General features: G+C 44.3%; 14 protein-coding genes and 1 other RNA gene. 2 read left to right on the top strand and 13 right to left on the bottom strand.

Going from position 1 to position 15,930, the window contains the following annotated elements; genetic code table 11:
• Positions 1-16 precede the first annotated feature (16 nt).
• Positions 17-1,987, top strand: coding sequence for a methyl-accepting chemotaxis protein (locus DESAL_RS19740; RefSeq protein ID WP_015851746.1), 1,971 nt, complete (start codon positions 17-19; stop codon positions 1,985-1,987).
• A gap of 205 nt (positions 1,988-2,192) precedes the next feature.
• Here DESAL_RS19740 and DESAL_RS09360 read toward each other — a convergent pair whose 3' ends face one another.
• The 12 genes from DESAL_RS09360 to DESAL_RS09410 all read right to left on the bottom strand — a co-directional run bounded on the left by DESAL_RS09360 (position 2,193) and on the right by DESAL_RS09410 (position 14,092).
• On the bottom strand, positions 2,193-3,287 hold the full coding sequence (locus tag DESAL_RS09360) for a hypothetical protein (protein WP_015851747.1): 1,095 nt from the start codon (positions 3,285-3,287) through the stop codon (positions 2,193-2,195).
• Between the two features lie 15 nt (positions 3,288-3,302).
• The gene (locus DESAL_RS09365) at positions 3,303-4,592 is read right to left on the bottom strand and encodes an FAD-dependent oxidoreductase (RefSeq protein WP_015851748.1); all 1,290 of its coding nucleotides are present in this window, start codon (positions 4,590-4,592) and stop codon (positions 3,303-3,305) included.
• Positions 4,593-4,617: 25 nt separating this feature from the next.
• Complete coding sequence (locus DESAL_RS09370) at positions 4,618-5,601, bottom strand: sulfide/dihydroorotate dehydrogenase-like FAD/NAD-binding protein (RefSeq protein ID WP_015851749.1); 984 nt, start codon at positions 5,599-5,601, stop codon at positions 4,618-4,620.
• Positions 5,602-5,619: 18 nt separating this feature from the next.
• Complete coding sequence (locus DESAL_RS09375) at positions 5,620-6,255, bottom strand: DUF6064 family protein (RefSeq protein ID WP_015851750.1); 636 nt, start codon at positions 6,253-6,255, stop codon at positions 5,620-5,622.
• Positions 6,256-6,285: 30 nt separating this feature from the next.
• Positions 6,286-6,903 carry an ABC transporter ATP-binding protein gene (locus DESAL_RS09380; RefSeq protein WP_015851751.1) on the bottom strand — a complete coding sequence of 206 codons (618 nt, stop codon included), beginning with the start codon at positions 6,901-6,903 and terminating at the stop codon, positions 6,286-6,288.
• Positions 6,885-7,667: an ABC transporter permease gene (locus tag DESAL_RS09385; RefSeq protein WP_015851752.1), complete on the bottom strand. Its 783-nt coding sequence runs from the start codon at positions 7,665-7,667 to the stop codon at positions 6,885-6,887. The genes DESAL_RS09380 and DESAL_RS09385 overlap by 19 nt, the downstream gene beginning before the upstream one ends.
• A complete protein-coding gene (locus DESAL_RS09390) occupies positions 7,664-8,626 on the bottom strand; it encodes an ABC transporter substrate-binding protein (RefSeq protein WP_015851753.1) in 963 nt (320 codons plus the stop codon). Before DESAL_RS09390 ends, DESAL_RS09385 begins: the two co-directional genes overlap by 4 nt.
• A gap of 4 nt (positions 8,627-8,630) precedes the next feature.
• Positions 8,631-9,668, bottom strand: a complete 1,038-nt coding sequence (locus DESAL_RS09395) for a class I SAM-dependent methyltransferase (protein ID WP_015851754.1) — start codon at positions 9,666-9,668, stop codon at positions 8,631-8,633.
• 1 nt (position 9,669) lies between these two features.
• Positions 9,670-11,748 carry a TonB-dependent receptor gene (locus tag DESAL_RS09400; RefSeq protein WP_015851755.1) on the bottom strand — a complete coding sequence of 693 codons (2,079 nt, stop codon included), beginning with the start codon at positions 11,746-11,748 and terminating at the stop codon, positions 9,670-9,672.
• Between the two features lie 109 nt (positions 11,749-11,857).
• Positions 11,858-12,853, bottom strand: a complete 996-nt coding sequence (locus DESAL_RS09405; protein WP_015851756.1) for an AraC family transcriptional regulator — start codon at positions 12,851-12,853, stop codon at positions 11,858-11,860.
• 396 nt (positions 12,854-13,249) lie between these two features.
• Positions 13,250-13,609: a transfer-messenger RNA gene (ssrA, locus tag DESAL_RS20050) on the bottom strand.
• Between the two features lie 159 nt (positions 13,610-13,768).
• Positions 13,769-14,092 (bottom strand): hypothetical protein, encoded by a 324-nt coding sequence (locus tag DESAL_RS09410; protein WP_015851757.1) that lies wholly within the window; start codon positions 14,090-14,092, stop codon positions 13,769-13,771.
• A gap of 129 nt (positions 14,093-14,221) precedes the next feature.
• Between DESAL_RS09410 and DESAL_RS09415 the strand changes: the two genes are divergently transcribed.
• Positions 14,222-14,425 (top strand): hypothetical protein, encoded by a 204-nt coding sequence (locus DESAL_RS09415; protein ID WP_015851758.1) that lies wholly within the window; start codon positions 14,222-14,224, stop codon positions 14,423-14,425.
• A 5-nt stretch (positions 14,426-14,430) separates the two neighbouring features.
• On the opposite strand, the gene DESAL_RS09420 is transcribed toward DESAL_RS09415, so the two are convergent.
• On the bottom strand, positions 14,431-15,798 hold the full coding sequence (locus tag DESAL_RS09420) for a response regulator (protein ID WP_015851759.1): 1,368 nt from the start codon (positions 15,796-15,798) through the stop codon (positions 14,431-14,433).
• Positions 15,799-15,930: the final 132 nt, after the last annotated feature.

Here is a 15,930-nt window from a genome sequence, read left to right on the forward strand (position 1 = left end):
GGCGCATGGAGTCATTATGAGTATCAAAGCAAAATTAATGTTGGTGTTTATGACATCATTTTTGGGCCTTGTTGCTATTTTCGGCGTTAACTATTGGGGTGACAGGGTCATTGAAAACAGCCGTAAGGTTGAGATGCTTGCAAATGAAGGGGTTGAATTGTTTCTGCAAGCGAGGAGGCAGGAGAAGAATTTCCTGTTGCGTATGGATTCTTCGTCTTTTGAAAAGGCCATTAAGCATGCGGATGATTCTGTAAAGAAAGTGAAAGAGGTTGAGGCCCTTTCATTTGAATTGAAAGAGCCCTGCGTCAAGGTTGTTAGCTTTATTGATGCCTATAAGAAATATCTGACTGAAGTGCATAATCACTATGTATCAAAAGGTCTTACCATGAATGAAGGGCTGCGTTGGAATTTCATTAATGCGGCAAGAAACATGGAGGAAGCTTTCAAGGAAGGCACAATCAATTCCGAATTGTTGATTCTTGTCCTTCAGATGCGCAGACAGGAGAAGAACTATATAATTCGCGGTGGTGAAACCCCGGTTAAGCGTGTTGATTCCATGATCTTGCGGATCAGGGATGAGGTGCGTGCTGCCTTTCCCGAAGAGCGTGCCAAGACTCTGCTGACTGCTCTGGATGATTACAGCGAAGCCTTTCATGAATACATTGCGCTGGAGAATTCCATAATCAAGCTTAAGGCCGAGCTCATTATGTCCGCTCGGGCTGTAGAACCTTTATATGATAAAATTCTGACGATCAGTTCCGAAAGATTGGAGCATGATTCTGCCGTAATCGGATACACGGTTATAGCGATAGAAGTCGCTGTAGGAGTTGCGGTCCTGTTCATATTGCTCTGGGTCATGCTAACGGTTTCATCTTCGTTGAAAAGGCTAGGAGGGTACGCCAAGTCCGTGGCTGGCGGAGATCTAGACTGCGAGCCGGAAGGACGGTTTGCTGCCGAATTGCAGGAACTGCGTGATGTGCTGGTCGGTATGGTCGGGCAACTCAAGGCTGGAATTGATGAAGCCCGTGCTCTCGAACAGGATGCCGTAAATCAGGCCGCTCTTGCGGAGAAAGCCAGAGATGAGGCAGTTGAGCAGCAGAACTATACCTTATCGCTCATGGAGAAAATTACCGGAGCATCCGCCCGGGCCGAAGCAATTGTTCTCAGGCTGACCGAGGCTTCCGCTGATTTAAAAATCAGGACTCAAGCAATTGCAGACGGGGCTTTAGAGCAGCAGGGGCACATGAATGCTTCAGCAACTGCCGTAGAGCAAATGCATATTACCGCCAGAGAAGTTGCGGAAAACGCGGAGGGGGTTTCTTCCACCGCTAATGATGCCAGAAAAGAAGCCGGTGGCGGAATTGAAGTAGTATTTAAGGCCAGAGATGCCATGAGTATGGTTTCCGGGACGGTTTCAAGCCTAGAGACCGATATGGTCAGCCTCGGAACCGAGATCGAATCTATAGGTGAAGTTGTCGGCGTAATTAATGAGATAGCCGATCAGACAAACCTGCTGGCCCTTAACGCCGCTATTGAAGCTGCCCGTGCCGGGGAAGCTGGAAAAGGATTTGCTGTAGTAGCTGACGAAGTTCGCAAGCTCGCCGAAAAGACTATGGTTGCTACTAAAGAAGTGGATAAATGCATTTCCAGCATTCAGGACCGGACTCACGAAAATATTGAGGGAGTCAAGAAAGCTCTCGCCTTTGCGTGTTCGGCTGATAGTGAGGTTAATAATTCCGTGGATGTATTCAAGCATATTCAGGGGTTGTCTGATCATGTGGCTGAAAAAATCGAAGGTATAGCACTCGCAGCCACCCAGCAGTCTGTAGCATCCAAAGATATTGAGAAAACGGTTTCACATATAGCTCAGCTGGCAGAAGGTTCAACTGACAGCGCACAGCAGTCAGCATGCTCAATTGCCGACCTAGCAATGATGGCAGAAGAGTTACAGGATGCCATTGTGCAGCTTAATTCCGGTAGTAATTAGGTATATCCGTACTCAAATAGAATTATGGGTTAGTTTTACAAGAGTTGACGTATAGAAATTGAAGCAGCCCTTGCTATTCAATGGAATAGCAAGGGCTGTTTTGGGTGGTTGTGGGGGATATCGAATTAATAGTGTATGGTCTCGAGATTTTTTTATATTAATATCTCTAGGGCTCACTCTTGGAGGGTGATCCCTTGGGGGAATGCTAATTAAAAATAGTTGCGTGTTGTCTTAAAGATTCCACAACATCTTTGCATTTTTGATTAACACTATCAAAGTCCATGTAAGGCACGTAGTATTGTTCCAGTTCGGAATGAGTGTTCTTTGCATACAGCAGACTTTCTATCGCATCACCAAGGATTTCTTCGTATCTTTGCTTGGCAGAGCTGATCTCGCTTTTTTCAGCTCTAGTTAATGTGTTCGCGCAATCAGCCAAATTGTATGTTGTCATAGGATTGTTTGCAGGCATCAGATCGGGCTGAACAGTAACCATTATTTCAGCCTCAGGAATATGAATGTGTTCAATAATTGTTGGGTCTATTGGCTTATGATAATATTCAACCACAAGGTTTTTTAACTGCGCTTTTTTTCCTATCTGCTTCATTAATGTGCTTCGTCCTGACCCCGGTTCCCCTATAAGGCCGATTATTTGTGTGTTGTTGTGTACGATCGTGTCGGCTAAATGCTCTTCGCCAAATGGAGTAATGGAAGACACAAAGCAATTACGTTCCGAACCAAATCGTTCCATTTTTTCCGCTGCTGGTAAAAAGGAGCATATGTCCTGTTCAATGATATTCATTTTGGAAGGATTGAGCGCTGAAGAACTTATTATTTCAGCATTTGCTAACAAAAGACGTGCTGCCTTAAGTTGGTTGTAAACCTTGTGAAATTGGCCTTCTGCCATTGAGTTGATTTCAATAATTTCTTTGCGGTGCTTGCGAATTCCCTCTACATCCCAGTAGTCTCCAAGATTTAGGATCTCATCAACAGCTCCGGGGTTGCGCGGGTCATATACGTGATGACCGGTTGCCGCTACAACAATGGATTTAATTTCAGGGATGGTAACAGCGTCATATGATTCTGGGTCAAGTGAGCAATGTTGATATTCCAAATCGTATCCTTCTTTGGTGAAAGCGTCCCCTATCTGTTTGATAAAAGTCGATTTCCCGGTTCCCGGACCTCCTTTGACAATAACCATTTTTGCATTGTCCATATCTGGTAAAAAATTAAAAAAAGAATGAAATCCTTCTGCTGAATTACAACCAAAAAAGCATCGCGAGGTGTGAGTTTTGTTTTCCATGATTTACTCCTTTCGTTAGGCTGCTTCATTATTTGAAGAAGCGTCGAAAATGCCGGTTAACCCGAGGTCGTTAACCCTCGTGTTAATCTTTGATTTGTCCACTAGATACAGTTCGCGCTTTTGCATTTGTTCAAAGTAAATACCTCCGGAAAAGGTATAACGTTGTTTTAATCCGTTCTCTTTATTCAAACCTTCTGATTCGGCAGCTATAATATCACCGCAGGCCAGTTCTCTTGGTAAGTGCATTTGTTCTTCGTCATTAATGAGGGCAGCAGCATTGTAGCCGGCTAATGTCCCTGTAACCATGGCTTCAGTGTGTCCGACAAAGAAACCCGATTTTTCACCTCCGCAGAATAAATTGTTTGTCCCGGTAACTTTCATGAGATCGTTTCTGGGGGCTCGGCTCAAGAATCTCACAGAGTTGGCCATACTACTGCCGTGACTATAGAGAGCGTCTGTAAAGCCGGGGACCATACGTAGTTTGTCGATGGGGAAATATGGGGTCATCATTTTGGCATGCCCACCTGTATCAAGTAAGACAATGTTTCTTGCAAAATCAGGAAGGGCATACTGACGGCATGATTTTTTGTTGAGCATGCTTTCATGAATCAACTGTTCCGGTAGGGGGGTTACAGATACTCCGCTCTGTTTTAGTTCTAACTGAATATCTTCGGAGAGAGATTCCTTACGAATTTCGCATGAGCCGCTTAAGGAACCTATTGCTCCATCTTGCCGCATGCCGACGATATCTTTAATCCCCATGCGATCTGTGAGACTGATTCTTGGACCAAATGAAGGACAACGAAGCATGCACATTGCGCATCCCGTTCCGTAGCGATGGCAATTGCCCATTGATCCCGCTGATCCTGTGCAATCTATAAAGACATCTCCTTTCACAAGCTTATTGTCGGCTAACTTCACTGCTTGCACATATCCGTCTGAGCACTGAATATCTGCGACCCGGGAAATGAAACGGAGATCAATACTCTTTTCAGTCAACAATCGACGTACGGAAGATTCAACTTTCGAAGTCGAATATAGAGTTGCGTGTTCATGCCCAGGGAAATCTATATCCACATGCGTGGCTGCTCTGTCTGTGGCTTTGATCAGTTCTCCGGCCCCAAGTTGCCGGAGTTCTTCTGCTGCTGTGTACCTGCCGTTATTTCGCATGATGCCGCCAGCCAGACCGCATCCCAGCAATAAGTCTGTGCGTTCAAGAAGAATTACCTGCGAGTTGTTTTTTCGTGCTGCCAATGCAGCAGCACAACCGGACCACCCACCGCCGATTACAATTATAGTGCTCATGGTTTACCCTTTATATTTTAGTAGATTAGTCATGAGTAAGACAGGTCTTGCAGGCCCGTATTAAAGTTCCGTTTCGGTTTGTAATGCACGCACCGCATATTCCTTCTCCGCAGCACATTTTATGAGTGCTGGATGTCGCCATGCGAGGTTTTAAGCGTAGCTCTGACATAACTTGTTTCAAAAAGGTATGCTGCTCATCGCAGCCTCCGCTGAAGATAGAATATGGTCTTATCCTCCTAAATATATTTGAAATTTCCTGCTTGCCGTTCTGTGATTTCAGATTGACAAAAGTGGCAGAGGGAATCTCCTGAATGTAGGGAATTATGAAAGGGTAATCTTTTGCGCCATATACCAATGTTATTTTGTTGCCATTGCGTAGCAGGGTTCGTGCTATGTTAGGACCGCATACTTGTGCCATACCTGAAAGTATTAGTACTACCCGCTGATTATATACGTTTTCAATGTACTTATGTCCGAGTATGCCGTTCCAGTATGGACCTCGAAGCCATAGTTCGTCTTCACAGGCTGCTAATGTTTTGGTTTTAGGTCCTAGTTTGGTGTAGGCCACTGCAATTTCATTTCTTCTGGGGAAGGATTTTATGACCGCTAAGGGGGTGTTGTAGTAGCTTTCCAGTTTGCCGCGGACAAAGACAAAACTTCCAGGCCTGGTCAGTTGTGCGGCAAGCTTGGCAGTGGTTTGGATGTGTAAAATTTCAGTGCCCTGGCCGACATTTTTTCTGGATATGATTTTTGCAGATTGACTTTCCCGCTGATTGCTTTGCCCGATAAGCCATTCGCTTTGGGCAAGGATGCATGTTCCTGTCCAATCGCAGTCGCACTTGGCTTCACCTCGAATTATAGAGCAGACAATGCACTCTCCTGATTCAGCAAGGTGGCAGGGGCAAAATTCACTCCCGGCATCAATGCATTTCAGTCGTTGGGGGCTCTGTTGGTTTGAACGTTTAGGAGTTGGTAATGCAAGAAAATCTGCTGTAGATGCCCTGTACATATTAGTTCTCCTTCAATATTATTGATTTTTTGTTTGTTGCGCTTCGTTATATTTGAGCATTCCCAGTGCATAGAATCCTGTAAGAACCAAAGTGATTTCCTCGTAGCAGTTCATAAACCCGAAGCTTTTCGGGATGTTCACAAAAGCCCAGATAAGTGTAAGAAAATAGATATCCCTATCGATTTTACGGGAGGCAGCCAGTAAGGCTAAAGTAAATCCTGCTAATGGGCAGGGATATCCGGGCAGGGCGATCATCGGGTGTCCTGTGAAATATCCAAGTACTGGAAAGAGGAAAGCCATTAGTATGAAGAATGCCGTGGTTAACTTCACACCCGTAGATCGTGATATTTCGAAATGAGTGTTTTTCGTAACGAGAAGGTCAATAATGAATAAAAAACCAATGGCGGCGTAAAGGGGGCCGGCTAAAAATTTAGCCATTGGACTTTTGCCGCATGCGATAAAAAAGCAGGCTACCGAGTTCCATAAGAACGCCAGTGCTAAGAAAAATTTGGTAAAGGTATCAGTTGCTTTACCCGGTCTGGTAAAGACCATCCAGGTTACAATTGCCATACCTATAACAAGGGCAATTTGAACTATCATGGTGTCATCACGAAAATCCTTTAAAACATTCCAGAAAATTTGAGTTTGTGTCATAGTCGTTATCCTTTGTTCTATTCTTTTAAATTAATTACAGTTTTCGTCTTGGCGTTCTATGTATAAACGTCGTGATGTTCTATCTAGAAGTTCAGAATGATCGTGGGTTACTTGGATTACTGCTGCATTGCTTGTCTCTAAAGAAGATTCCAGTAGAGACCTCATATTGTCTTTCAGCCTTTTGTCTAAACCTGTGAACGGCTCGTCTAGCAGTAAAATTTGGGGGTTGACTGCAAGGGCTCTGGCTATTGAGACCCGTTGGCGCATGCCTCCTGAAAGCTGGTGGGGAAGCATCTTTTCGAATTTTGAAAGCTCCATACGACTAATAAAATAGCGTGACCGGTCAATGGCATCATTCTTGTTCATCCCTAAAGCACGAAGAGGCAGAGCAACGTTGTTTAATGCCGTATCCCAAGGCAGCAGGCGTGCTTCCTGAAATACATATCCAATGTGAGAAGTTCCGATCTCAATGCTTCCTGAGTCCGGACTCTCCAAACCCGCTATTATGCGTAATACCGTTGATTTTCCGATGCCGCTGGGTCCAAGCAAGGCCAAAACCTCACCACGCTTAACTTCCAGATTGAACTTTGAAAGGATTGGGTCTTTTCCGAATTTCTTATCAATATTATTTAGCTTGATGATGGGCATGTCTGCTTCCTTTCAATGGCTTTGCGGGCAGGGCGCAGCATGAAAATTTCTACACCGCCTATGATAATCATTGCCAGCATTGTCAGCGCATAGAGACTGTCAGTTTGAAGATTGGTTCTGGATATAGCCAATGCATGCCCAAGACCTTTGTTGGTTCCAAGCATTTCAGCCAATACAACCAGTCGAATGCAGTTTCCTGTGGCTATGACCACTGCAGATAGCAACGGTCTTGCAAGAGCCATTGCGTATATTCTTGTTAAGCGCATATGCAGTGGCATACGGTAAACTCTGGCCATTTCTATAAGATTGCTGTCTACATTCATCATGCTTTCTGCCACATTTACGTAAACAATGGGGGCGATCATGGTAGAGGTAATACTTACAACCATAGTAGTTCCCATGCCGAACCAGAGCATAAAAACAACTACGACGATTATGCCTGGGATGCTTGTGAGGATCCAACGGATTGGCGCAAGCATGAGACGCAAGGGTTCTATTAATCCGGCTAAAACACCGAGCACTGCGCCGCTACCGATCCCGATGCATAAAGACAATGCAATGCGTTTTAAAGTCGGGACCAGATGTGTCATCAGAAAACCTTTATCTCCGAGAAGCCGAAATAAAGCGGACATAGTTTCAACCGGAGTTGCTACGACTAAACCTGAATAATTTCGCGCTAAAGCTTCCCATCCTAAAATGAGCAGCATAAAACCGAGAATATTATAAAAGGATGGAGGCAATTCCACTGACCGGAAATCAATCATTCTTTCACCTCAAACAGATCGCTATTCGGTATGGGGCCGCCGATGGCAGCAGGGGAGAGCTCTTTGATTTTAGATAAGAAAAACAAGGCGTTCTTCTGTGCTTTTTGGCCATTTAATGCGTGAATATCGATTTCTTTTATTGCTCCGGAATGAAGTTGTGTTGCTAGAGAAGGAAATTCCTGCTGTGTGAGGTATAAAGCTTCGGAAGGATTTTGCTTTACCCATTCACATGCCTGCGTGTGGGCTTTGCGAAAATTTTGTATCAGATCCGGTCTGGCAGCCTGCGCTCCGAAGAAAGTCATACTTGTTGCCGCAAGACGGTGGCCGGGAAAAGTTTTTGTCCAGGCTTTACCCATACTTATCCTTCTGACCAGCAGGGGCGATCCATTGGCGTGCTTTTCCTGAGAGCGTTGTATGGCGACAGATGCCGTCGGTTCACTTAGCATTGCGTGGTCTCCTTTACCCGCCAGTAAAAGATTAACGGCCTCTAAAGCTCCGCTTGTGTGCCTGATAGTTATTTTGTTGGGCTTATTTCCTATTGTTGCTTTGAAGAACAATTCCGGCATCTCTCCCGGTCCAAAGGGGAAAAGAAGTGTTCCCTTAAGTGATTCCAGTGTGTCCGGTCCTGGGTTTCGAGATACAATCCAGACCGGGGATTCATAAAGTTGGGCAATGCGTACTTTAACCCCCTTATTGAGCAAAGTGGCAGCTGCAGCTGTCGTTATGATAGCTGCATCAATCTGTCCTCCTACGATCATGGCCCGGAGCATGTCCGGCGAATGCCAGGGAATGAATTTTACATTAAATGGCTGCTTCCAGATCTTTGGTCCTTGAGTCATAGCGATAAGAGGAACACTTTCAGCTATGGGGGGACCTGAAAAAACGAGAGTAGGGCATTCTTTGCACTGCGCAGGGAATGCAAAGGCGAGTAATAGTGCGATTAAGAATATTTTTTTCATGATTTTATCTACTTTTGCGGGCTATAATCAGTTCTGACGGACCAAAAGGTAAATCCATGATTCTAATTTCTATTGTATAGAATCCGGCTTCATGAAGATAAGAGGCAATTTCTCCCTGCTCAAAGGAAACATCCTGTCCTTCTAAAGCTAGAGAAAGGCGGGACAACACTATGTCCGATGGCTGGGTCCGTTCGCAGGTAAGCCCTTCATGTAGGCTGAGAAACAGTCCGCCGGGATTAAGAGCTTTATATATGCGGGAGAACATGGTGCTGAAATCTTTGACATAATAAAGAGTCTGGCTGGTCCATATCAGGTCATAACTCTGCCCGAAGTCGATTTCGTTATAATCTCCGGCAATTGTATGTATTCGGGATTCAAGTCCCGCTGCAGCAATTTCGTCCTGTGCGACTTCTATAAGAGGGGGCATATCGCATAAAAATCCTTCCATAGTCGGATGATTGGAAACCACCTCCATGCACATGATGCCAGGGCCGCATCCCAGATCCAGCATGCGCTGTATGTTGGAGTATTCCGGTAAAGAAGAAATGAGAGAGGCTGTGCGCTTTGCCATGTCCGCCTTTTGATAGTTGGCTAAATGTCGCGCTGATTCTTTCCATTTTTCTTCTCTGTCCAGTTTATTTCTGTTTTCCACCTTTGGTGGACCTTGGAGGATTAATTCCGGGATTCGGAGAAGGTTGCGATGCTGCATCTGTGATATATTATCAACCATACCGCCAAGATAAGTAGGGCTTGTCGTCAGCAGGTAGGATTTTGAAAATGGGGTGTTCGTATAAGTTCCATTTTCCTTGTCAGCGAAACCCAAGGCAGTCATTGCATCGAGAAAGTAGATAAGATTGGACTCGCCAGCTTCTACTTCTAGAATTTCAGCAATGTCCTTCGGCTCTTGTGCTGTTTCCAAAATATCCGGCAATTTCATATCTATGGCTGTTTTGAGTACAGCCATGCGTGTCGGGCCGACCATCAACTCAAAAATGAAATCCAGATCTTGTGAGGGTGTCAGTGTGTTTAATTGCTGTGTCATTTTAGAAATTCCAGTTTAGAGTAAATCCGTAGGTCATAGGAGCGCCGTCCTCAACTAATGTTGAACCGGATGCGGTAGCGACTTTTTTTACCGAATAGGCCGTGTCAAAAATATTTTCAGACCATATGGAGAATTCTATGTCGCCGGTTGTATACCCAAGGCGGAGGTTTACAGTTTCATATGCATCGCCCTTAAGCTCATTGGCTGCGTCATAATATTGCTCCCCGGTACCTAATAGGTCTGCAATGACGAAAAGGCCGCTATCATGGTTGTATTGGACTCCTAGATTATATGTGTATTCAGGAGCCCAAGGGAGCTTTTTACCGCTGTAGTCAACTGTTGTGCCGCCTGCTGTTGTTGTCCATTTATCAATTTCAGAGTCTGCGTATCCAAATCCGGCAATGAATTTCAGCTCGGGAATTGGGCTATAGCTACTTTCTACTTCTATCCCCTGAGTGTGGGCGGAGGCTGCATTGCTGAATTTCCATGCTCCAACGCCTCCTCCAGCAACAGCCTCTCGAACTTGTTTGTCAGTAATATCAGTATAAAAAGCAGTAAGATTGAGTGTCAGTATATTATCAAACCAGTTGGTTTTGATTCCTGCCTCGTAGTTGAGGGTGTGTTCTGCTCCATAGGCAAAGCTGTCAGCATCTGTGGCTGAATAAAAGTTGAATCCTCCAGCTAAGAAGCCTGTAGAAACAGTGGTATAGGCAGTGATATTGGGATTAAAGTCATATGCCAGAGAACCCATTGGGAGGAATTCTGTGTCATTAATAGAATTTTTATAGGAAGTGGCCCCAGTACTTGGAGTGTAGGTTTGTTTACCCGTGTTATGGGAAATCTCCAGTCTTGTTCCACCCGTAAGGCGCAGACCTTCAATCATTTCGTAAGTAGCTTGTCCGAACAAAGCGCCAGAGGTCGATTCACTGTTTCCGGAACGCGAAGAACTCAGAAACGCTTTCACATTGGTAAAATCAATACCGGCATCAACGTTTTCGTAGTTTCCGTTTAAGCCCACCAACCATGTGAGGTTGCTTTTTCCTTTTGAGGCAAGGCGGAACTCCTGATTCCAACTCTCCATGCTCATTTTGAGATCAGAATAGCTGATGGGCTTGGCGGTTCTGTCTGAGTCGTGGTGATGTTCACGGTCGAAAGTTCGATGGCTGGTGATGGAGGTCAGCTCCATAGTCGGCCATGTATGCTTTGCTTTTACAGACTGGCCGATTTCTTCTTCAGTCGCTTTGTCACTTTCATTGCTAGTAACCTTGTGACGGTCAGTTGCACTTTGGCCATCCATGTAACGCAGGGAGCTGATACCAAGATTACGTAGTGCACCGTCTAAATTGAAGGTAATGTCCCATGCATCATCCGGGGTCCAGCGAATCGTACCGCGTCCGTTGAAGTTTTCTTTACCATATACATCGTCATCATTTGTCAGGATATTGGTGTTATATCCGTCAGTTGTCAGTCCTTGCATGGAAATGCCGTAGTAAAGTTTATCTTCAGTGATAGGACCGCTGGAGCTGATGCCCAGCCTTGCAGTATAATAGTTGCCTACTTCCAGCAGTATTTTGTTACGTTGCTCATTGTTTGGTTGATTCAGGACTATATTAATAACTCCTGATTCACTGTTTTTCCCGTACAGCGTCCCTTGCGGACCACGCAGAACTTCGACACGTTCAACGTCAAATATGTTCTGGTTACTCATGTAGCCAAGGGGATATGCCACATCGTCCACGTATAGTCCCATAGGGCTGAACAAAGAGGTATCAATAGTGGAAATACCACGGCAGACAATTGATCCGCCGGAGCTGGTGTCTTTAATATAGATGTTTGGGGCGTAACGGGTCAGGTTTTCAAGATTATCGATTCCGCGTGTTTCAATGAACAGGTCATCCAGTACTGAAATATTGCCCGCAAATTCTTTTGCAGTACCTTCACGCTTAGCCGCATACACCGTTACCGGTTCCATTGTGACAGATGTCTGATTGCCTTTAATAGAATTGTCTTCAGCTAAGGCAATTGAAGAGCTGAATAAAATGAATGTGACTATTAAAAAAGCAAATTTAGTTTGTTTCATAGTGTTTGACCTTTTGAATTTCATTTGGTTGATTTTGATATTCATGGTCAATACACTTGTGTTTTAAGCGTGACTAATCGTGTTCGGGCAAAAATTAACGCTGTAGGGACTATTTGTTCAGAGGAGTCGTTAAAAGTCGTTGATTTGTCTGAAAATGTTTTGGCAGAAGTCCAAATCTTTTTTTGAACGCACTACTGAAATGGCTTAAATTTTGGTAGCCAATAGAAAATGCGACTTCAGTAACATTTTGATCTCCTCGTTGAAGAAGATCATACGCCTTTTGCATTCTGAATTCTCTGAAGTAACCGAAAACAGAGGTGTCAAAGACCTGTCTGAAACCGTTTTTTAATTTTCTTTCATTAATGCCGACATGAATTGCAAGTTCACGCAGACTCGGTGGATTTTCCAAATCGCAGATTAGAAATTTGCTAGCTTCTCGAATTCGTTCTACATCGTCCGGTCGTAACGGCTGCGATGCAGAACGGGTGGGTGTTTCAGACTTGAAATAATCATGAAGTTGCATGGACAATAAATCCATGACCCTGCTTTCAAGAAATAGTTTCCGTAATCCACCTTCATATTGGCATTGGATAATTTGAGTTAAAAGATGTTGCTTGGCTGGATTACGAGGGCCGAACCAGTGGATGGGATTTGCATTGCTATTATCAAGAGTTTTTTGAAAATCTCGAGGCAGTTCGCTCATATTGTCCACAAAATATTCACGAAGAAATTGTTGAGAAACAATTATGCCTAAAACACAAGATGTTTGGTCTTTAGGACGTTCTATTATTCCACACATTTTAGGCAGATAAAAGATTCCGTTTGATCCACTCTGCATCTCGTCTACCTGATTACGTAGTGTCCCGTTTGAAAAAGAGCATCTATTCTTTCCAGAATACGTAAAACCAAATTGTATAGGTGCTTCGTCCCTGTCAAAGCTAGCTATTAGGTTTCGTCGGGGTGTGGTCTTAGCAATGGTCAGTGTCAAACCCGGGCGGAGCAAAATATTCTGGAAACATCTTGAACCTAATATTCCATTCTGGGCTGAAAATTCTAAAGACTTGTATTCTCGAGATGGGGCTAGGGGAGGTGGAGTGGATTTCATAATGCTATCTCCGTTATTTTGATATTAATATTGTCGCATATAATCTTGCAGAGATTGAAAGTCAATATCAGTTGAAATATTAAGAATTAGCACTTGAGGAGAGAAATGGGCAGGACGAAGTGCTTGTTATAAGCTGAGTGAGGGGAAAGGCGGTCTAAAGTCTCTTGGGTTCTGCAATCAGATTTTCTGAGGTGAATTGGAAATATTAAGAAGATCCATAGCATTACCCTGAATGCGGTAGGGGATAATGTGTTGAGTTGCCCTTTGATTTTAGCGCGTTAAATCGGTGCACTGAAGGCATAAAAAAAGGCTCATGAACATTCCACTATGTACCAAACTGGTGTGGATATGCCATGAGCCTTTTTTTCTTTGAAAAATCCAATTATTTCAATTGGTTGGTGGAGGCGGGGAGAGTCGAACTCCCGTCCGAGAATGCTCCACCAAGATGTCTACAGGTTTAGTTCAAGTATTGTTTCTCGCCCAAATGAACGCCCCTGAACAGGCAACATATGAGCCAGCGCGTGCTAGGTTCTCGCCTCTCTACGGACGTGCAACGCAGAGATAGCCAGTCTGATGGGGTTGTTGTCAAAGCTAATATCAGACATCAAAGCTATGACATGGTCAGCTTAATTAAGCTGCCATTGCGTAATCGTAATTGTCGTTTGCAATTATGATTGTGCCGCTTTTTACGTGGCCAGCGGCGCCACGACCTGCAACCTTGGCTTCATTCACCCCCGTCGAAACCAATGCGCCCCCATTTTTTCAAAGAACACTTCCTACTTATACTGTATGCACGCAGGAAGATGATGCAAGGGGGTTCGGGCAAATGAATTGCCACTTTCCCCTTCAGGTGAAGAGATGTTTTCTATATCATTGCCGTGCTGTTGGCAAGGGCTCTTAAAGTACAAAATTAAATTATTTCCAGCCTTCTTTGCATGGACCGCAGAGCTTCGAGCAGAGTGAAGAGGCCATTGGATCAAAGCCGCCTTTGCGGATTTCTCCGGTCAATTGGTTTGTACAGGTATATTCCAGCTCATATTCACAAACCCAGTCTGAAAGAACGTCACCGTTAACGTCTGTACATTTTATCTGGGCAGTACCGAAATTTACCCTTTCATCAATGCAGGCTGGACCTTGATTACATTTGTAGGTCGAAACATCTGCGAACGCAGTGGAAGATGAGACTATGACGAGAAAAAATATAGCGTACGCAATTGTGGCGATTTTGGAGAATTTCATGCGTGCTCCCATACTGTTGTAATTAAAATTCGAGCTAATGGTTGAATTTTTATAATATTAACCCTTTCTTGTCATTGCGCAAAGTGATAAAAGCGCAGTGTTTACGAACATTAATTTTATGGAGGAACTATGCAGAATCCTTTTAAGTTTTATATCTTTGAAGAAGCGGCTTACATTTACGATTCCAATCAGAAACGTATTTTCAAAATGGGTGTTGAAGAAAGCGCTGATGTGGCGGGGGAGTTGGAAGCTCAGATCCTTGAGAGCGGTGAAGAGGTGGATAAAGATAAAGCGTGGGAAGTCTCAGGATTGGATAAGTTGAATCCGGCCTAAGGTATTTAATACAACGGGCTGTCATTTTCTAACATGACAGCCTGAAAAGCCCGCGCGCAATCCGGGCAGAGTTCTTCATCAGATTTGGCTTCAATGAATTCCATGGCAGCCTTATGGGTGAAGGCTTCCTTATATGGTCTGTCTGTGGTTAGTGCATCATATACGTCAGCAATTGATATGATTCTGGCCCATAAAGGAATTTCTCCGCCAACAAGACCGTGCGGATAACCTCTACCATTTATTTTTTCATGGTGGTGCAGCACCGCGGGGATGATGTCTTCCATACTAGGAATCGGGCTCAGAATGTCAGCCCCAAGTACCGGGTGTTCTTTAATCTTTCCAAACTCTTCATCGCTCAGCGGGCCGTTTTTAAGCAGAATATCGTCGCGAATTCCGATTTTCCCGAGATCATGCAGCTTTGCGGCAAATCCGATTCTTTCCTGATCAAAATCGTTAAGTGAAAGCTTTGCCGCAATTTTAACCGAAAGGTTTGAGACAGTATCAGAATGGCCGCGTGTATAGGAATCTCTCGCTTCCAAGGCCTGAATCAAGCTGGTGATACTGCCCATGAGCAGGGTGCGTTCTTTTTTGAAGATCTCACGCTGCTGCAGCACTATCTGAAAATGGTCGCTGAGTAATTTTTCTGCTGTAATTACAAGTTGGTCTATGTTGAAAGGTTTGACCAGAAATGCAGCCGCGCCTTTGTGCAACAATTCGCGCATGGTTCTTCTGTCCGCACCTGAACTCATTATTACAAATGGCACATGTGAAAGAGAGGGGTGATTCTGGATTTTTTCGCAGAATTTGATGCCGTCCATTACCGGCATATTGATGTCAGAAAGAATGAGATGCGGTACTATTTCGCTCGCTATTTCGAATGCTTCAAAACCGTTGCTGGCTGTGATTACTTTGAATCCGGCTGAGGTTAGTCCTGTTTTGACAACGTTCAGTATGTATTTGGAATCATCGACAACAAGTACAAGTTTGTCGCGGAGCAGTTTAGCGCGATCAAGAATTTCTTTAATATAAGGGAGCAGGTCCTGACGGGCTTTGTTCTTGGTAATATAGGCGGCCGCTCCGACTTCGAATCCTTTTTCGATTTCTTCGTGCCGTTCGTTGCTGGATAAAATTATTACCGGAGTAGATTGGGTATCGGGGTTGCTCTTGATTTCAGTGCAAAGTTGATAACCGTCTATTCCCGGCATGGTAATATCTGTAATTACCAGATCGTAATGGTGGTTACGGGTGTAGTCCAGACCCTGTATGCCGTTAACAGCTTCAGTTACGTCAATGGAATGCTTCTTCAATTCTGAACTGATCACAGTTCGGATAGTCTTGCTGTCATCGACAACTAAAACTTGAGGATTGAGCATCTTTTCTCCATTGAGAGTTGGTAATTACTGGTGATATAGCACTATGTAGTGTCGCCCTAACAAACTCGCTTAAATATTGTCATAATTAGCTTAATGATAAAAGTAAAGGCCGGAGGAAGTTCCTCCGGCCTT

Origin of the sequence: Maridesulfovibrio salexigens DSM 2638, from assembly GCF_000023445.1 — a bacterium.
GTDB lineage: Bacteria > Desulfobacterota > Desulfovibrionia > Desulfovibrionales > Desulfovibrionaceae > Maridesulfovibrio > Maridesulfovibrio salexigens.